Origin of the sequence: Pseudomonas sp. I2 (genome assembly GCF_040984075.1) — a bacterium.
Lineage (GTDB): Bacteria > Pseudomonadota > Gammaproteobacteria > Pseudomonadales > Pseudomonadaceae > Aquipseudomonas > Aquipseudomonas guariconensis_B.
Genome location: NZ_JBCGFQ010000037.1, coordinates 20,247 through 37,980 on the forward strand (window position 1 = coordinate 20,247; position 17,734 = coordinate 37,980).

Annotated in this window: 15 protein-coding genes; 8 read left to right on the forward strand and 7 right to left on the reverse strand. The window is 64.2% G+C overall.

Annotated features, from left to right (window positions below; translation table 11 throughout):
* Position 1: 1 nt before the first annotated feature.
* Together WCE05_RS18480 and WCE05_RS18485 are read right to left on the reverse strand one after the other, a co-directional pair.
* Positions 2–1,180, reverse strand: coding sequence for an amino acid ABC transporter permease (locus WCE05_RS18480; RefSeq protein WP_225789427.1), 1,179 nt, complete (start codon positions 1,178–1,180; stop codon positions 2–4).
* 66 nt (positions 1,181–1,246) lie between these two features.
* Complete coding sequence (locus WCE05_RS18485; RefSeq protein ID WP_225789428.1) at positions 1,247–2,275, reverse strand: amino acid ABC transporter substrate-binding protein; 1,029 nt, start codon at positions 2,273–2,275, stop codon at positions 1,247–1,249.
* A 336-nt stretch (positions 2,276–2,611) separates the two neighbouring features.
* Between WCE05_RS18485 and WCE05_RS18490 the strand changes: the two genes are divergently transcribed.
* Both WCE05_RS18490 and rhlB read left to right on the forward strand, forming a co-directional pair.
* Positions 2,612–3,268, forward strand: coding sequence for an alpha/beta hydrolase (locus tag WCE05_RS18490; protein ID WP_368816277.1), 657 nt, complete (start codon positions 2,612–2,614; stop codon positions 3,266–3,268).
* Between the two features lie 102 nt (positions 3,269–3,370).
* A complete protein-coding gene (rhlB, locus tag WCE05_RS18495; protein WP_225789430.1) occupies positions 3,371–4,810 on the forward strand; it encodes an ATP-dependent RNA helicase RhlB in 1,440 nt (479 codons plus the stop codon).
* Between the two features lie 63 nt (positions 4,811–4,873).
* On the opposite strand, the gene moaE is transcribed toward rhlB, so the two are convergent.
* From moaE to WCE05_RS18520, 5 genes are all read right to left on the reverse strand, one after another.
* Positions 4,874–5,320: a molybdopterin synthase catalytic subunit MoaE gene (gene moaE / locus WCE05_RS18500; RefSeq protein WP_225789431.1), complete on the reverse strand. Its 447-nt coding sequence runs from the start codon at positions 5,318–5,320 to the stop codon at positions 4,874–4,876.
* A gap of 2 nt (positions 5,321–5,322) precedes the next feature.
* Positions 5,323–5,568 (reverse strand): MoaD/ThiS family protein, encoded by a 246-nt coding sequence (locus WCE05_RS18505; RefSeq protein ID WP_225789432.1) that lies wholly within the window; start codon positions 5,566–5,568, stop codon positions 5,323–5,325.
* Positions 5,568–6,038: a cyclic pyranopterin monophosphate synthase MoaC gene (gene moaC / locus WCE05_RS18510; RefSeq protein WP_225789433.1), complete on the reverse strand. Its 471-nt coding sequence runs from the start codon at positions 6,036–6,038 to the stop codon at positions 5,568–5,570. The genes WCE05_RS18505 and moaC overlap by 1 nt, the downstream gene beginning before the upstream one ends.
* A gap of 96 nt (positions 6,039–6,134) precedes the next feature.
* Positions 6,135–7,529, reverse strand: a complete 1,395-nt coding sequence (locus WCE05_RS18515; RefSeq protein WP_225789434.1) for a PhoH family protein — start codon at positions 7,527–7,529, stop codon at positions 6,135–6,137.
* Positions 7,530–7,825: 296 nt separating this feature from the next.
* Positions 7,826–8,959: a polysaccharide deacetylase family protein gene (locus tag WCE05_RS18520; protein ID WP_253079956.1), complete on the reverse strand. Its 1,134-nt coding sequence runs from the start codon at positions 8,957–8,959 to the stop codon at positions 7,826–7,828.
* A gap of 136 nt (positions 8,960–9,095) precedes the next feature.
* On the opposite strand from WCE05_RS18520, the gene yaaA reads away from it, so the two are divergent.
* The 6 genes from yaaA (at position 9,096) to WCE05_RS18550 (ending at position 17,709) form a co-directional block, all read left to right on the forward strand.
* The gene (yaaA, locus tag WCE05_RS18525; protein ID WP_368816278.1) at positions 9,096–9,875 is read left to right on the forward strand and encodes a peroxide stress protein YaaA; all 780 of its coding nucleotides are present in this window, start codon (positions 9,096–9,098) and stop codon (positions 9,873–9,875) included.
* Positions 9,876–10,728: 853 nt separating this feature from the next.
* The gene (locus WCE05_RS18530; RefSeq protein WP_368816279.1) at positions 10,729–12,045 is read left to right on the forward strand and encodes a nucleotide sugar dehydrogenase; all 1,317 of its coding nucleotides are present in this window, start codon (positions 10,729–10,731) and stop codon (positions 12,043–12,045) included.
* A 61-nt stretch (positions 12,046–12,106) separates the two neighbouring features.
* Complete coding sequence (locus WCE05_RS18535; RefSeq protein WP_225789438.1) at positions 12,107–13,588, forward strand: glycosyltransferase family 2 protein; 1,482 nt, start codon at positions 12,107–12,109, stop codon at positions 13,586–13,588.
* A 36-nt stretch (positions 13,589–13,624) separates the two neighbouring features.
* Positions 13,625–14,791, forward strand: coding sequence for an alginate biosynthesis protein Alg44 (locus WCE05_RS18540; protein WP_253099558.1), 1,167 nt, complete (start codon positions 13,625–13,627; stop codon positions 14,789–14,791).
* Positions 14,792–14,803: 12 nt separating this feature from the next.
* Positions 14,804–16,234 carry an alginate biosynthesis TPR repeat lipoprotein AlgK gene (gene algK / locus WCE05_RS18545; protein ID WP_253079958.1) on the forward strand — a complete coding sequence of 477 codons (1,431 nt, stop codon included), beginning with the start codon at positions 14,804–14,806 and terminating at the stop codon, positions 16,232–16,234.
* Complete coding sequence (locus WCE05_RS18550) at positions 16,231–17,709, forward strand: alginate export family protein (protein WP_368816280.1); 1,479 nt, start codon at positions 16,231–16,233, stop codon at positions 17,707–17,709. Before algK ends, WCE05_RS18550 begins: the two co-directional genes overlap by 4 nt.
* Positions 17,710–17,734: the final 25 nt, after the last annotated feature.

Below are 17,734 nucleotides of genomic sequence, written 5' to 3' on the forward strand. Positions count from 1 at the left end.
CTCACCGCTCGATCAGCGCGATGCGCTTGTTGTACCAGTTCATCAGCAGGGAAATGCTGATGCTGATGGCGAGATAGACACTCATGGTGATGGCGATCACCTCGATGGCCTGGCCGGTCTGGTTGAGCACGGTACCGGCGAACAGCGAGACCATCTCCGGGTAGCCGATACCGGCGGCCAGGGACGAGTTCTTCGCCAGGTTCAGGTACTGGCTGGTCAGCGGCGGCACGATCACCCGCAGGGCCTGGGGGATGATCACCTTGCGCAGGGTCGGCCCCTCGCGTAGGCCGAGGGAACGCGCAGCCTCGGTCTGGCCATGGCTGACCGAACGGATACCCGAGCGCACGATCTCGGCGATGAACGCCGCGGTGTAGATGGTCAGCGCCAGGGTCAGGGCCAGCAGTTCCGGGATCAGCACCCAGCCACCGACGAAGTTGAAGCCCTTGAGCTGCGGCACTTCCCAGTGCACCGGGCTGCCGAACAGCAGCACGCACACGCCGGGGATGCCGAAGAACAGCAACAGGCCGACCCAGAACTTGTGGAACGGCTCGCCGGTTTCGTCGAAACGCTTGTTGGCATGCCGCACCATCAGCACGATGGCGACGATCGCCGCCACCAGGGCGATGACGAACGGCCAGAAGCCCTCGGCCATGGACGCGCCCGGCATGTTCAGGCCACGGTTGCTGATGAAGAACATGTCGTCGATGTTGATGCTGCCCCGCGGCCCCGGCAGGGTGAGGAACACGGCGAAGTACCAGAACAGGATCTGCAGCAAGGGCGGGATGTTGCGGAAGGTCTCCACGTACACGGTCGCCAGCTTGTTGATCATCCAGTTCGGCGACAGCCGCGCCACGCCGATGACGAAGCCCAGAAAGGTGGCCAGGACGATGCCGATGAAGGTCACCAGCAAAGTGTTGAGCAGGCCGATGACGAACACGCGCGCATAGCTGTCCGACTCCACGTAGGGAATCAGGTGCTGGGCGATGCCGAAGCCGGCGCTGCGTTCGAGGAAGTCGAAGCCCGAGGTGATGCCCCGGTGCTGCAGGTTGGTCTGGGTGTTATGGAACAGGTACCAGCCCAGGCCGACCACGAGAACCACCGTGATGACCTGGAACAGCCACGCGCGCACACGTGGATCGCTCAGGGAAAACCCCTTGGGTGCGCCGATTTGATTGTGCATGAAATGCCCCGCAAAGAAGGGATCGAACAGCCTGCGGCGGCAGGATGCCGCCGCAGGAGGCAACCATCAGCGCACAGGTGGCGCGTACTGGATGCCGCCGTTGTTCCACAGGGCGTTCATGCCGCGGTCGATCTTCAGGTCAGTGCTCTGGCCCAGGTTCTTCTCGAACACTTCGCCATAGTTGCCGACCTGCTTGACGATCTGTACCACCCAGTCCTTGGGCAGCTTGAGGTCCTTGCCGTACTCGCCGTCGGTGCCGAGCAGGCGGGCGACGTCGGGGTTCTTGGTGGACTTGGCCTCGGCCTCGACGTTCTTCGAGGTCACGCCGGCTTCCTCGGCGTTGAGCATGGCGAACAGGGTCCACTTGACGATGTTGAACCACTCCTCGTCACCCTTGCGCACCACCGGGCCCAGGGGCTCCTTGGAGATGGTTTCCGGCAGCACCACGTAGTCGGCCGGGGCGGCCAGCTTGGAACGCTGCGCGTAGAGCTGCGACTTGTCCGAGGTCAGCACGTCGCAACGCCCGGACTCCAGCGACTTGGCGCTCTCGTCGGAGGTGTCGAAGGTGATGGGGGTGTACTTCAGGCCATTGGCGCGGAAGTAGTCGGAGACGTTCAGCTCGGTGGTGGTACCGGCCTGGATGCAGATGGTCGCACCATCGAGCTCCTTGGCGCTGGAGACGCCGAGCTTCTTGTTGACCAGAAAGCCCACGCCATCGTAGTAGGTGACGCCGGTGAACAGCAGGCCCATGCCGGCATCGCGCGAGCTGGTCCAGGTGGTGTTGCGCGACAGCACGTCGACCTCGCCGGACTGCAGCGCGGTGAAGCGCTCCTTGGCATTGAGCTGGCTGAACTTGACCTTGGTGGCGTCACCGAACACAGCGGCGGCCACGGCGCGGCAGACATCGGCATCGATGCCGACGATCTTGCCGGTGTTGTCCGGCACCGAGAAACCTGGCAAGCCATCGCTCACGCCACACTGGACGAAGCCCTTCTTGGTCACCGCATCGAGAGTAGCGCCGGCCTGGGCGACACCGACGCTGCCCAGTGCGGTGGCAGCGGTCAGGACTGCCAGGGTGGATTTCAACCTCTTCATCAACAACCTCCAAATCGCTCTTGTTGTACCGAGCCGGAATTGCACCGCACCCTTGTGAGGTGCATCCGACCCTTGTTGGCTTGTTATTGGGTCAATTGGCGCAATGAGCTGTTCTATGACAGCCTTTCTATCCACACGGGGGTGTTACCGTCGCCGGCCCATCCCCTCGCATCGCTTGGGACATAGCAAAGTGCGTACCAGAGCTGAAGGCTGGAGCGTTTAAGCGGTCGTCAAGTAGGAAAAGTTGTAGAGTTGCGACATCTTCTTGTGGCATTACCCACCCTTGCCTTTTTTTAACGCACTCAATAAGTACGCACGCACGTTTTTGGAGCCGTCATGAGTAACCCCCTGATTCTCGAACCGCAGAACACCACCGATGCCTGTGTGATCTGGTTGCACGGTCTTGGTGCAGACCGTTACGACTTCCTACCAGTGGCCGAAGCCCTGCAGGAGCACCTGCTCAGCACCCGTTTCGTCATGCCCCAGGCGCCCACTCGTCCGGTAACGATCAATGGCGGCTACGCCATGCCCAGTTGGTACGACATCAAGGCCATGACCCCGGCCCGGGCCATCGACGAAGCCCAGCTCGAGGAGTCCGCCGAGCAGGTGGTGGGCCTGATCGAGGCCGAGCGGGCCAAGGGCATCGACCTGGCGCGGATCTTCCTGGCGGGCTTTTCCCAGGGTGGCGCGGTGGTCCTGCACACAGCCTATATAAAGTGGCAGGAAGCCCTGGGCGGCGTGCTGGCGTTGTCCACCTACGCCCCGACCTTCACCGAGGGCCACCAGCTCAGCGCTTGCCAGCAACGTACCCCGGCCCTGTGCCTGCATGGCGTGCACGATCCGGTGGTGATCCCGTCCATGGGCCGCACCGCCTTCGAGCACCTCAAGCACTGGGGTGTCGAGGCGACCTGGGAGGAATACCCGATGGAGCACGAAGTGGTGCCCCAGGAGATCAACGACATCTACAACTGGCTGGTCCGCCGTTTGCGCTAGCGGTGTATTTCGCTGTAGTTGTCGGACCGCTCCACTACGCCGCGCCTGAATCTTGCATTACACTGCCCGGCGTACATTCCTTAACCAGTTGATGAGACGATCGTGCTCAAGGCACTCAAAAAAATATTCGGCAAGGGAGACGCCACACCTCAGGCCGTCGAACCCGCAGCCCACGTGATCACGCCCCCGACGGCGGCCGAGCCGCCGGCCGCCAAGGCCAAGCCCACTTCCCCTCCCCAGGCCGAGGCGCCAGTCGCGCCCCGTGGCGACAAGCCTGGCAAGGACAAACCGCGTCGCGAACGCAAGCCCAAGCCCCAGGCCAGCCTGTGGAAGCCAGAGGATTTCGTGGTCGAGCCCCAGGAGGGCAAGACCCGCTTCCACGACTTCAAGCTCTCCAACGAGTTGATGCACGCCATCCATGACCTGGGCTTCCCCTACTGCACGCCGATCCAGGCCCAGGTACTGGGCCACACCCTGCGTGGCCAGGACGCCATCGGCCGGGCCCAGACCGGCACCGGCAAGACCGCGGCGTTCCTGATCTCGATCATTTCCCAGTTGCAGCAGGTGCCGCCGCCCAAGGAGCGCTACATGGGCGAGCCACGGGCCCTGGTGATCGCGCCCACCCGCGAACTGGTGGTGCAGATCGCCAAGGACGCCATGGCCCTGACCAAGTACAGCGGCCTGAACGTCATGACCTTCGTTGGCGGCATGGACTTCGACAAGCAGCTCAAGGCCCTGGAATCGCGTCACTGCGACATCCTGGTGGCCACCCCGGGGCGCTTGCTGGACTTCCACCAGCGCGGCGAGGTGCACCTGGACATGGTCGAGGTGCTGGTGCTGGACGAAGCCGACCGCATGCTCGACATGGGCTTCATCCCCCAGGTGCGGCAGATCATCCGCCAGACCCCGCCCAAGAGCGAACGCCAGACCCTGCTGTTCTCCGCCACCTTCACCGACGACGTGATGAACCTGGCCAAGCAGTGGACCACCAACCCGGCCATCGTCGAGATCGAGCCGGAGAACGTGGCCAGCGAAACCGTCGAGCAGCACGTCTATGCGGTGGCCAGCAGCGACAAGTACAAGCTGTTGTACAACCTGGTGACCCAGAACAAGTGGGAGCGGGTGATGGTCTTCGCCAACCGCAAGGACGAGGTGCGGCGCATCGAGGAGCGCCTGGTGCGCGACGGCATCAACGCCGCACAGTTGTCTGGCGATGTGCCGCAGCACAAGCGCATTCGCACCCTGGAGAGCTTCCGCGAGGGGCGTATCGCGGTGCTGGTGGCCACCGACGTGGCTGGCCGTGGCATCCATATCGATGGCATCAGCCACGTGATCAACTTCACCCTGCCGGAGGATCCGGACGACTACGTGCACCGCATCGGCCGGACCGGCCGGGCGGGGACCAGCGGCGTGTCGATCAGCTTCGCCGGCGAGGACGATGCCTACCAGTTGCCGGCCATCGAAGAGCTGCTGGGGCGCAAGATCAAGTGCGAGATGCCGCCGGATGAGTTGCTCAAGCCGGTGCCGCGCAAGCACCACTGAGCCGTGCGGCCCCAGGATTACAAGGTGTCACTCAGTTGGCCGGCAGGGGCAAATCCCAGCCGGCTACCAACGCCCGGCCGCGTCCTGGTCGCTCTGCTTGCCTTCCACCCAGCGCGGCCCCTCTTGGGTGTTCTCCTTCTTCCAGAACGGTGCCCGGGTCTTCAGGTAATCCATGATGAAGTTGCAGGCATCGAAGGCCGCCTGCCGGTGTGCGCTGGCCACACCGACGAAGACGATCGGCTCGCCCGGCTCCAGCGCACCGATGCGGTGCAGCACCTCGACCTTGAGCAACGGCCAACGCTGCTCGGCTTCGACGACGATCTTGGCCAGGGCCTTCTCGGTCATCCCCGGGTAATGCTCGAGAAACATCCCGGCCACGTCACGGCCATCGTTGAAATCCCGCACATAGCCGACGAAACCGACCACCGCCCCCACGCCGACATTGGCCGCATGCATGGCATTGAGCTCGTGGCCCGGGTCGAACGCCTGCGCCTGTACCCGCACGCCCATGCTCAACCTCCCGTCACCGGTGGGAAGAACGCCACTTCGTCGCCCTCCTCCACAGGCTCGTCGAGCTTGCACAGGTCCTGGTTGCGCGCGCACATCAGGTTCTGCTCGGCCAGCACCTCATGCTGCCCGCCCTTGGCTACCAGCGCCTGGCGCACATCGTCGAGGGTCACGAAGGCGCCTTCGAGCGGCTCGCCATCGCGGCCCAGCAGTTCACGGTAACGGGCGAAATACACCACCTGGACTTTCATCACGCCTCCACCTGGTAATGGCCGCTCTTGCCGCCGATCTTCTCCAGCAGGCGCACCTGCTCGATGACCATGCCCTTGTCCACGGCCTTGCACATGTCGTAGATCGTCAGCGCGGCGACGCTGGCGGCAGTCAGCGCCTCCATTTCCACGCCGGTCTGCCCGGCCAGCTTGCAGCGGGCGACGATGTGCACGACATCCTGCCCCTCGGCGGCCAGTTCGACCTTGACGCTGGTGAGCATCAAGGGATGGCACAGCGGGATCAGGTCACTGGTCTTCTTCGCCGCCTGGATCCCGGCGATCCGCGCCACGGCGAACACGTCGCCCTTGGGGTGCTCGCCATCGACGATCATCTGCAAGGTCTGCGGCAACATGCGCACCCGCGCCTCGGCCACCGCCTCGCGTGCGGTCACGGCTTTTTCGGTGACGTCGACCATATTGGCGCGCCCCTGAGAATCGAGATGAGTCAGCACAGCTTTCCTCCTGTTAGGGAGCAAAGAGTGTAAACCCGCAGGTCAGAATCACGCAGAAAAAAAAGCCGGGCGCAAAGCCGCCCGGCTCGAAAAAGACTACAGGTGGGACTCGGCGTACTCGGCCAGCACCGAGCGCGGCACGCCCTGCAGGGTGATGTGAACGCCGTGGGGGAAGTCCTTGAAGCGTTCGGTGAGGTAGGTCAGGCCAGAACTGGTGGCCGACAGGTACGGCGTATCGATCTGCGCCAGGTTGCCCAGGCAGACCACCTTGGACCCGGCTCCGGCACGGGTGATGATGGTCTTCATCTGGTGCGGGGTGAGGTTCTGGCATTCGTCGATGAGGATCAGACTCTGCTGGAAGCTGCGACCGCGAATGTAGTTCAGCGACTTGAACTGCAGCGGCACCCTTTCGAGGATGTACTCGACGCTGCCATGGGTGCTCTCGTCGTCCATGTGCAAGGCTTCGAGGTTGTCGGTGATCGCCCCCAGCCACGGCTCCATCTTCTCCGCCTCGGTGCCTGGCAGGAAGCCGATCTCCTGGTCCAGCCCCTGCACGCTGCGGGTGGCGATGATGCGCCGGTAGCGCTTGCTGACCATGGTCTGCTCGATGGCCGCGGCGAGCGCGAGGATGGTCTTGCCGGAGCCAGCGGCGCCGGTCAGGTTGACCAGGTGGATGTCTGGGTCCAGCAGGGCGAACAGCGCCAGGCTCTGGTGGATGTCACGCGGTTTCAGGCCCCAGGCTTCCTGGTGCAGCAAGGGCTCCTGGTGCAGGTCGAGCAGCAGCAGCTCGTCCTCACGGATGCCCTTGATCCAGCCGACGAAGCCTTGTTCATCGATGATGAACTCGTTGACGTGCACCGCCGGCAGGTTGTCGGTCAGTTGCACCCGGTGCCAGGTGCGGCCACGCTCCTGGCGGGTCTCGACCTTGCTGACGCGGTCCCAGAACGAGCCGGTCACCGAGTGGTAGCCCTTGGACAGCAGCGAAACGTCGTCGACCAACTGGTCGGTGCTGTAGTCCTCGGCGGCGATGCCGCAGGCACGCGCCTTCAGGCGCATGTTGATGTCCTTGGTCACCAGTACCACGTCCAGGTCGGGGCGTCTGGTGCGCAGCTCGAGGAGCTGGTTGATGATGATGTTGTCGTTGAGGGTGTCCGGCAGTAGCCGGTTGGGTTCGTTGCGCGGGCTCATCAGGATCGACAGGAAGCCCTTGGGGCCGCTCTTGCCACGCTGGATCGGCACGCCCTGCTCGACGTCGCTGGGCGAGGCATCGCCCAGGGTCTGGTCGATCAGGCGGATGGCCTGGCGGCATTCGGCGGCGATGGTGTGCTTGCCGGTCTTGAGCTTGTCGAGTTCCTCCAGCACCGTCATCGGGATAGCGACGTGGTGCTCCTCGAAGTTGAGCAGGGCATTGGGGTCGTGAATCAGGACATTGGTATCGAGCACATACAGGATTGGCTTGTTGGAGGAAGGGTTGCGTCCTTGGTCATCCATACTCGGTCACCTTGTGTGAAAGCCACGCGACGCGTACCGCTGCGCCGCAGAGTGACCGCCGTTCTCCCCGTATCCGCGTCGTTACGGGCGGGGAGCGCACCTGGCAAGGAGGGCCTGGATGACGCCACCTGTGCTGCAGGTTTCGGCTGTCTGATTCCTACATACCGCATAATCCATGACCAAAAAAAGTCTTTTTACGTTCCGTTGAAGTTTATTTTTCCGATTGACGAACAGGGCTTGGCTTGGGGCTGGGGCGGTACTAAAGTCAAAGATCAGGCCTATGCAAGCTGCAAGCTCTAAAGCTCCCCCCGCCTCCCGTACGCCAGGCAATCCTCCCAACCGATCCCGCCCTGCGCCGTATTGCGCAGCAGCCATTCCACCGCCGGCCGTGCCTTGGGCAGGTCGTCGTGGAACTGGATCACGCCCTTGCGCCACAGCAGCATCAGGGTCAGCACACGCTGGGCCGACGCCTCGGCGCTCAACGCGCTGTCGTCGTGGGCGTCGATGTCCCACAGCGAGACCTGCAGCTGCTGGGCAGTCATGAAGGCCTCGCCATCGGCCCGGCGCTGCCCGTAGGGCGGTCGGAACAGCGGCACGTACTGCTCCGGCAGGTCGGACTGGACCCGCGCCTGGCTGCGTCGTAACGAATCCTGCCAGTCCTGCCACTGGGCGTGGGACCGGTACTCCCAGCCCTGGATCCCCACGCATTGGCCGGCATACAGCGCCGCCAGGGCATTGGCCGGCCCTGCGTCGCGGCGCTGCTGCAGGCGGTTGCCGAGGACGAAGAACGTAGCGCCCAGTTTCTGACGGCGCAGGTAATCGGCTAGCGTGTCAGTGTGACCGCCCTGCAGGCCAGGTCCACCGACGAAGGTCAGCAGGAACATCCGGTCATTGAGTTCGTCGCCATTGCGCTCGCGGCTGGACAAGCGCTCCACCTCGCTGCTGGTCTGTGGGAACAGCGCGGCCTTGCGCAACTGCTCGTCCAGGTAGCGGGTGTGGAACTGCCGGCTCGGCTCGATCCAGCCGCTATAGAAGCTGCCTACCCCGTCGGCGAAGCTGGCGGCCCGGGTACGCAGCTCGGCCATGGACTCGACCGGGTAACAGAACGAGGCGTCCAGCCCGCAACTGCGTTGCGCTTGTTGGTAGTTCTGCCACAGCCGTTGCCACATCCGCGCCCGCACCGCACGAATCACCGGCAGGTTGATCTGCCTGAGCCGCAGGCGCGCCGCCAGGGCCTTTTCATCGAGCATCTCGCTCTCCTGAAGGGCCTGGGCGAACGACAGGATTTCGGCCCGCGATGCGACATCGAACAGCGCCGGGCTGTCCAGTCGCTCGGGCCACAGGCTGCGATCCAGGCTGGCCGGGGCTGGTGGTGCCGCCTGGGCGGCCAGGCTCAACAGGCCGGCCAGCAGGACGAAGGCAATGCGCACGATCGAACTCTCCACGAGAACACGGGGCGCACTATAGCTCGCGCCCCGGTGATGGTCTGCGACTATCGTCACCATAGTTTGGCCTTGCCCGCCCCAGCCCGTAGAATCCGCAGCGACGATTCCAGGAGCCGACCCGATGCTGACGGTGATTTCCCCCGCCAAGACCCTCGACTACGACACCCCGCCGGTGACCCAGCGCTTCACCCTGCCTCAGTACCTGGACGACTCTCAGGCACTGATCACCCAGTTGCGCGAGCTGTCGCCAGCGCAGATCAGCGAGCTGATGCACCTGTCCGACAAGCTCGCCGGCCTCAACGCCGCCCGCTTCGGCAGTTGGACCCCAGACTTCACCCCGGCCAACGCCAAGCAGGCGCTGCTGGCCTTCAAGGGCGACGTCTATACCGGCCTGGACGCCGAAAGCCTCGACGAGGATGACTTCAGCTACGCCCAGGACCACCTGCGCATGCTCTCGGGGCTGTACGGCCTGCTGCGTCCGCTGGACCTGATGCAGCCCTATCGCCTGGAGATGGGCACCAAGCTGGCCAACGCCCGCGGCAAAGACCTCTATGCCTTCTGGGGCACGCGCATCAGCGAGTGGCTGAACCAGGCCCTGGCCGACCAGGGCGACGATGTGCTGCTCAACCTGGCCAGCAATGAATACTTCAGCGCGGTCAAGCGCAGCGCCTTGAATGCACGCGTCATCAACGTCGATTTCAAGGACTTCAAGAACGGGCAGTACAAGATCATCAGCTTCTATGCCAAGAAAGCGCGCGGGATGATGAGCCGGTTCGTGATCCAGGAACGCATCGACGACCCCGAGCGACTCAAGCAGTTCGATGCGCAGGGGTACTACTACAGTGCCGAGCAGTCCAAGCCGGATCACCTGGTGTTCCTGCGCGACCACCCTGCCGAATAAGCAGGGCTACCCAGCAATGCCCATCGATTAGCTATGGGGCTGCTGCGCAGCCCCCAAATGGCCGACCGGTCATCGGATTACCGACGGCGTATTAATGGCCACTCCATATCATCCGCCCTGCAATAGGGCAGGCTTCAAATTGCCACCTCGCCACAATCTCGACGTCAAAAAAACAACGCCCCTATCGTTATCGCAAAACGCCATAAGACCGTTCGTAGTTTTTTGACGATTCTTGAAAATTTTTTTCGCGTGCTGGCATAAAACTATCCCATCCCTATCTCGCCCTTTATATACAAGGGTTGAACTGCGCCGTGCCATCAGATTGAAAGTATTTAGCCCTGAAAAAATATTTAGAAATCTTTCACCGGTGCGGAACCCACCTTGGAACTTCTGCTACCGGCAATCGCTCATAGGACCCGTAACGATTCTTCAACGCGTGGCGTGAGAGATGACTTACAGATGACAAGCGGCAGGTATCCACTACCGGCTCCAACAACTCGACAGGCGCAACGGATAACACACCGAACGCCCTGTCCATGCAGGAGAGACGCGCCCCACTAATCGTCCTAGTGGTTGATTTCAAAGGATTTATCCACTTGAAAAAACAAGCACAGCAGCGCGCCAGGTAGCGCACTGCAATAAAGACGGCTGCATTTCAGGGCACGCCTTTTAATTACTGGCCTTTGACTGCCAACTTTGAGTGCATAACTTTGTGCGCTCCAGATTTATTCATGCCTGCGCTCGGCGAAGTGTGCATTCGCCATGAAACCGTGCGCCCGAAAACTGCTGGTTAATCAACCCGGTCCGGTTCTTTTGCAAGGAACCGGCGTGATAAACACACGAGGTGAATGCGATGCGTATCAGCATCTTTGGTTTGGGTTATGTGGGTGCGGTCTGTGCAGGTTGCCTGTCGGCACGGGGCCATGAAGTGATTGGTGTGGACGTGTCCAGCACCAAGATCGACCTGATCAACCAGGGCAAGTCGCCCATCGTCGAGCCGGGCCTGGAACAGCTGCTGCAACAGGGCATCGCCACCGGCCGCCTGCGCGGCACCACCGACTTCGCCGAGGCCATCCGCGCCAGCGACGTGTCGATGATCTGCGTCGGTACCCCGAGCAAGAAGAACGGCGACCTAGGCCTGGAGTACATCGAATCGGTGTGCCGCGAAATCGGCCATGTGCTGCGCGACAAAACCAGCCGCCACACCATCGTGGTGCGTAGCACCGTACTGCCAGGCACCGTCAAGAACGTGGTGATCCCGATCCTCGAAGACTGCTCCGGCAAGCGAGCCGGTGTCGACTTCGGCGTCGCGGTCAACCCCGAGTTCCTGCGCGAGAGCACCGCGATCAAGGACTACGACCACCCACCGATGACCGTCATCGGCGAGCTGGACAGCGCCAGCGGCGACGTACTCCAGGCCCTGTACGAGGAACTGGACGCGCCGATCATCCGCAAGCCGGTCGAGGTGGCCGAGATGATCAAGTACACCTGCAACGTCTGGCACGCCACCAAGGTCACCTTCGCCAACGAGATCGGCAACATCGCCAAGGCGGTGGGCGTCGATGGCCGCGAGGTGATGGACGTGGTCTGCCAGGACAAGGCGCTGAACCTGTCCCAGTACTACATGCGCCCAGGCTTCGCCTTCGGCGGCTCGTGCCTGCCCAAGGACGTGCGCGCCCTCACCTACCGCGCCGCCAGCCTCGACGTGAAGGCCCCGCTGCTCGACTCGCTGATGCGCAGCAACGAGTCCCAGGTGCAGAACGCCTTCGACATCATCGAAAGCCACGACAAGCGCAAGGTCGCCCTGCTTGGCCTGTCCTTCAAGGCCGGCACCGACGACCTGCGCGAAAGCCCGCTGGTGGAACTGGCCGAGCGCCTGATCGGCAAAGGCTACGAGCTGAACATCTACGACCAGAACGTGCAGTACGCCCGTGTCCACGGCGCCAACAAGGACTACATCGAGTCGAAGATCCCCCATGTCTCGTCGCTGCTCAACGCCGACCTCGAGCAGGTGATCGACAACGCCGAGATCATCGTCCTGGGCAACCGCGACGAGAAGTTCCGCGCCCTCGCCCTGCAGGCCCCGGCAGGCAAGCAGGTCATCGACCTGGTCGGCTTCATGAGCAAGCCCACCTGTCCGGGCAGCCGCACCGAAGGCATCTGCTGGTAACCCTCGGCCGGGCAGCGCTGCGTCGCTGCCCTTCCCCCTGATTTCGCGACGGATGCTGAACATGCAAAGGCTCCAGACAGTGCTGTTGCAGTGCGCCGGGTGGCTGCTCTACATGAGCCTGCTCATGCTGATCGCCCTGGCCCTGCCCAGCGATATCTTCGACTCGCAGTCGAAGCACTTCATCTTCCTGGTCGGCGCTGTCGGCATCTGGCGCTACTCCATGGGCGCCACCCATTTCATCCGCGGCATGATCTTCCTCTACGGCGTCTACCCCTACCTGCGCCACAAGGTGCGCAAGCTGGGCAAAGCGGCCGACCCGTCGCACGTCTACCTGATGGTCACCAGCTTTCGCATCGACGCCCACACCACCGCCCAGGTGTACAGCTCGGTGATCCGCGAGGCGATCGCCTGCGGCTACCCGACCACCGTGGTCTGCTCGCTGGTGGAGATGTCCGACGAGCTGCTGGTGAAGAGCCTGTGGGCCAAGTACAACCCACCCGAGCACGTCACCCTGGACTTCGTGCGCATCGCCGGCACCGGCAAGCGCGACGGTCTGGCCTACGGCTTTCGCGCCATCTCGCGGATGATGCCGGACGAACATGCGGTGGTGGCGGTGATCGACGGCGACACCGTGCTCGGCGAAGGCGTGGTACGCAAGACCGTGCCCTGGTTCAAGCTGTTTCCCAGCGTCGGTGGCCTGACCACCAACGAGTTCTGCGAAGTGCGTGGCGGCTACATCATGAGCGAGTGGCACAAGCTGCGCTTCGCCCAGCGCCACATCAACATGTGCTCGATGGCCCTGTCCAAGCGCGTGCTGACCATGACCGGGCGCATGTCGATGTTCCGCGCCAGCGTCGTGACCAACCCCGAGTTCATCGCCGATGTCGAGAGCGACTCGCTGCAGCACTGGCGCCTGGGCCGTTTCAAGTTCCTCACCGGCGACGACAAGTCCAGCTGGTTCAGCCTGATGCGCCTGGGCTACGACACCTTCTACGTGCCGGACGCGGCGATCAACACCGTCGAGCATCCGCCGGAGAAGAGCTTCGTCAAGGCTAGCCGCAAGCTGATGTACCGCTGGTACGGCAACAACCTGCGGCAGAACTCCCGCGCCCTGGGCCTTGGCCTGCAGCGCCTGGGGCTGTTCACCAGCATCGTCCTGCTCGACCAGCGCGTGTCCATGTGGACCAGCCTGCTGGGCCTGACCGTGGCGGTGATCGCCAGCCTCAAGTTCGGCCTGGGCTTTTTGCTGGTGTACCTGCTGTGGATCGGCATCACCCGCCTGATCCTCACCATCATGCTGCTGTGCTCGGGCCACAGCGTGGGGCCGGCCTACCCGCTGATCCTCTATTACAACCAGATCGTCGGCGCGCTGATGAAGATCTACGTGTTCTTCCGGCTCGACAAGCAGTCCTGGACCCGCCAGCCCACTGCCCTCAAGCGTGACCTCGCAAGCTTTCAACAATGGTTCAACACCTGGTCCTCGCGAACCATGACCTTCTCGGCAGCCAGCATCTTCGTCGCCGTGCTGTTCATGGTCGTGTGAGCCCCTCGGATCGGATCTAACAGGAACGAAATCGCCATGAATACCGCCGTGAACGCCAATGTCGTGCATGAGTCCGAAGCCCAGCGCCAGCACGTCCGGGTACGCATCCCCGCCAAGCTGCGCTACCTGGACCGCAACCGCGAGCCACGCGATGTGAAGGTGGACGATCTTTCCGCCGGGGGCCTGTCCTTCCATGCCAAGCAGCCGCTGAACGTCGGCGACGTGCTGCGTGGCCGCCTGCAGTTCGTGGTCGACAACCTCGGCCTGTCCATGGACATCGAGTTCCAGGTGCGCTCCTACCTGAGCGACAGCGGCCGGGTCGGCGTGCAGTTCCAGAACCTGGAGCAGCGTGACGTGGCGACCCTGCGCCATATCATCACCACCTTCCTGTCGGGCGAGCTGATCAACGTCGGCGACGTGCTCAGCACCCTGCAGCGCGACAACTTCACCAAGGCGCGCAAGCAGAAGGACAGCGGCTCCGGGCTCTCGGCCTTCGGCCGCCTGCGCGCGGTGACCGTGAGCCTCGGCGTGTTCGTGGTCGGCGTGGCCGCCTTCGGCTTCATCGCCAAGTCGCTGTACGGCCTGTACTTCGTCAGCCATGCCGAGGCCGGTGTGGTCGCGGTGCCCACCACCAACGTCACCATGCCCCGCGACGGCACCGTGCAGAGCCTGGTCGAAAGCGGTGGCCAGGTGGTCAAGGGCGCGCCGCTGGCCAGCTTCAGCACCAGCATGCTCGACCTGCTCAAGGGCCACCTGGACGACTCGCAGCTCGAACCGGCCAAGGTCGAGGAGCTGTTCGGCAAGCAGCTCGCCGGCACCCTCACCAGCCCCTGCGATTGCGTGGTCGCCCGCCAGCTGGTGGATGACGGTCAGTACGCCAGCAAGGGCCAGCCGATCTTCCAGCTGGTACCGCGCATCAGCAACCCGATGATCGAGGCGCGCTTCAGCTACCGCCAGTTCGACGAGGTCAAGCCGGGTACCCGGGTCAACTTCCAGATCGCCGGCGAGGACGAGGTGCGCACCGGCCAGATCGTCGGCAGCAGCAGCCTCAACAGCGAAGACCTGGCCGCCGACATCCGCGTGCAGATCAAGCCCGATGGCGCCCTGCCCGCCGAGCTGGCTGGCCGCCCCGCCGCGGTCAGCAGCGACCGTGGCCCGTCGCTCAACTGGCTGATCGACAAGGCCGTGGCCCGTGGGCTGTAAGAGGACCGAGCGATGACCCGCAGACACCACTTTTCCTGTGCGCCCCTTGGGTTCTGTGCCTTGGCTGCAGCCATTGCGTTGGCCGGCTGCGCCGGCCTGCCCGATCAGCGCCTGGCCAACGAGGCCATGAAACGCGGCGACACCGCCCTGGCCGAACGCAACTACAAGGCCCTGGCCGACCTCGGCTACAGCGACGCCCAGGTGGGCCTGGCCGACATCAAGGTCGCCTCGCGCGACCCCGCCCAGCTCGAGCAGGCCGAGGCCACCTACCGCGCCGCTGCCGCCACCTCGCCCCGCGCCCAGGCACGCCTCGGTCGCCTGCTGGTGGCCAAGCCCGACAGCACCCAGGCCGAGCGCGAGGAGGCCGAGGCCCTGCTCAAGCTGGCCGCGCAGCAAGGCGAAGGCAACACCCTGATCCCGTTGGCGATGCTCTACCTGCAGCACCCGCAGAGCTTCCCGAACGTGAACGCCCAGCAGCAGATCGACCAGTGGCGCGCCGCCGGCAACCCGGAAGCGGGCCTGGCCCAGGTGCTGCTGTACCGCACCCAGGGCACCTACGACCAGAACCTGGCCGAGGTGGAACGGATCTGCAAGGCCGCGCTCACTACCACCGACATCTGCTACGTGGAACTGGCCACCGTCTACCAGAAGCGCGGCCAGGCCGAACAGCAGGCCGCACTCGTCCAGCAGCTCAAGGCCGCCCATGCCCGTGGTCAGGTGCCGGCCAGCCGAGTCGACGGTGTGGCCCGGGTGCTGGCCGACCGCAGCCTCGGCCAGACCGACGAGAACACCGCCAAGGATCTGCTCGAACACATCGCCCCGGCCAACCCGGCATCCTGGGTCAGCCTGGCGCAACTGCTCTACGACTTCCCCGAGCTCGGCGACACCGAGCAGTTGCTCGGCTACATCGACAAGGGCCGTGCCGCCGAACAACCGCGCGCCGAGCTGCTGCTCGGCCGCCTGTACTACGAGGGCAAGACGCTGCCAGCCGATGCCGAGAAGGCCGAGCAGCACCTGCAGGCCGCCGCCGATGCCGGCGAGATCAGCGCCCACTACTACCTCGGCCAGCTGTACCGCCGTGGCTACCTGGGCCAGGTCGAGCCGCAGAAGGCCGTCGACCACCTGCTCAGCGCCGCCCGTGGTGGCCAGCTCAGCGCCGACTACGCCCTGGCCCAGCTCTACAGCGAAGGCCATGGCATTCGCCCGGTGCCGGCCAACGCCTGGGTATTCGCGCAACTGGCCCAGGCCAACCCGACGCAGCAGTCGGCCGAACTGCTGCAGCAACTCGACCAGCAATTGACGCCTGACCAGCGCAGCCAGGCCCAGCGCCTGCTCGCGCAAGAGAAGCAGGCGCGCGGCAGCATGGTCCAGGGCGCCCCCAGCGCCCTGGCCCTCGACGCCCTGCAAGAAGAAGACGACGACGCCGAGGATTCCTCCCTATGACGCTCAACCCATTCGTGAAAGCCGGCATTGGCCTGAGCTTCGCACTGCTGTGGTCCTGCCCGACCCTGGCCGACATGACCGCCGAGAAGAACTTCGGCATGGACGTGAAGATCACCGGCCAGTCCGAGGACGACCGCGACCTGGGCACCCGCTCCGGCGGCGACGTCAACGGCCTTGGCCTTGACCTGCGCCCATGGGTCTACGGCGAGCGCGGCAACTGGAGTGCCTTCGCCATGGGCCAGGCCGTGGCCGCCACCGACATCATCGAGACCGATACCCTGCGCCAGTCCGACGACGGCAGCGCCATCCAGGCCAACGACGACAGCCGCGAACCGGACAAGAGTTACCTGGCCCTGCGTGAGTTCTGGATCGGCTACAGCGGCTTCACGCCCTACCCGGGCGAGCAACTGCGCCTCGGTCGCCAGCGCCTGCGCAGCGATGACGGCATGTGGCGCGACACCAACATCGAAGCGCTGAACTGGACCTTCGACACCACCCTGCTCAAGGCCGACCTGGGCATCGCCCAACGCTTCAGCGAATACCGCACCGACCTCACCGAGCTGGCGCCGCAGGACAAGGACCGCACCCACGTCTACGGCAACATCGCCACCCAGTGGACGCCTGGGCACTGGGTCGGCCTGCGTGCCCACCACACCCATGACGGCGGCAGCCTGAAGGACCCGGGCGAAACCGTCGATGCCCTGGACAAGACCCGCACCGGCGACCTCACCTGGTTGGGCCTTGAGGCCAACAGCGACGCCTACAACTGGCGCAACGACCATACCCTCAACTACTGGGGCAGCGTCACCTGGCTGACTGGCGATCGCGACACCTTGAGCAGCGAGCCGGTAGGGGGCGAGCAAGTCGCCACTGGCAAGCAGAGCGGCGACGTCAACGCCTGGGCCACCGACCTCGGCGTACGCCTGCGCCTGAACCCCAACTGGCAGGTCGGCGCCGCCTATGCCCGTGGCAGTGGCGGCGGCGGCCGCGATGGTTCGAGCAACTACGAACAGACCGGCCTGGAGAGCAACCGCTCCAACTTCACCGGCACCCGCTCGCGCGTGCACCGCTTCGGCGAAGCCTTCCGCGGCGAGCTGGGCAACCTGCAGGCGGCCACGTTGTTCGCCTCCTGGCAGCTGCGCGAGGACTACGACGCCAGCTTCATCTACCACAAGTTCTGGCGTGTCGATGGCGAACAGAACATCGGCTCCAGCGGCATCAACGCGGTGGTCGAGGACAACGGCGTCAGCCGCCCGCTGGTCAACGGCGAGAAGGACCTGGGCCAGGAGATGGACGTGGTCGTCACCAAGTACTTCAAGCAAGGCTTGCTGCCCGCCGCGCTGAGCCAGTCGATCGACGAACCCTCGGCCCTGGTGCGCCTGCGCGCCGGCGTGTTCAAGCCGGGCGATGCCTACGGCAGCGAGGCCGACTCGTACATGCACCGCGCCTTCGTCGACGTGATCTGGCGCTTCTGAGCCCGGGCCCCAGAGGACAGAGAGA

Bases quoted from the DNA above. Each gene is read 5' to 3' on its own strand.
- WCE05_RS18485 (WP_225789428.1), bottom strand. From the start codon at position 2,275: ATGAAGAGGTTGAAATCCACCCTGGCAGTCCTGACCGCTGCCACCGCA.
- WCE05_RS18530 (WP_368816279.1), top strand. From the start codon at position 10,729: ATGCGTATCAGCATCTTTGGTTTGGGTTATGTGGGTGCGGTCTGTGCA.
- WCE05_RS18480 (WP_225789427.1), bottom strand. From the start codon at position 1,180: ATGCACAATCAAATCGGCGCACCCAAGGGGTTTTCCCTGAGCGATCCA.
- WCE05_RS18515 (WP_225789434.1), bottom strand. From the start codon at position 7,529: ATGGATGACCAAGGACGCAACCCTTCCTCCAACAAGCCAATCCTGTAT.
- WCE05_RS18540 (WP_253099558.1), top strand. From the start codon at position 13,625: ATGAATACCGCCGTGAACGCCAATGTCGTGCATGAGTCCGAAGCCCAG.
- moaE (WP_225789431.1), bottom strand. From the start codon at position 5,320: ATGGGCGTGCGGGTACAGGCGCAGGCGTTCGACCCGGGCCACGAGCTC.
- WCE05_RS18550 (WP_368816280.1), top strand. From the start codon at position 16,231: ATGACGCTCAACCCATTCGTGAAAGCCGGCATTGGCCTGAGCTTCGCA.
- WCE05_RS18535 (WP_225789438.1), top strand. From the start codon at position 12,107: ATGCAAAGGCTCCAGACAGTGCTGTTGCAGTGCGCCGGGTGGCTGCTC.
- yaaA (WP_368816278.1), top strand. From the start codon at position 9,096: ATGCTGACGGTGATTTCCCCCGCCAAGACCCTCGACTACGACACCCCG.
- WCE05_RS18505 (WP_225789432.1), bottom strand. From the start codon at position 5,568: ATGAAAGTCCAGGTGGTGTATTTCGCCCGTTACCGTGAACTGCTGGGC.
- WCE05_RS18490 (WP_368816277.1), top strand. From the start codon at position 2,612: ATGAGTAACCCCCTGATTCTCGAACCGCAGAACACCACCGATGCCTGT.
- algK (WP_253079958.1), top strand. From the start codon at position 14,804: ATGACCCGCAGACACCACTTTTCCTGTGCGCCCCTTGGGTTCTGTGCC.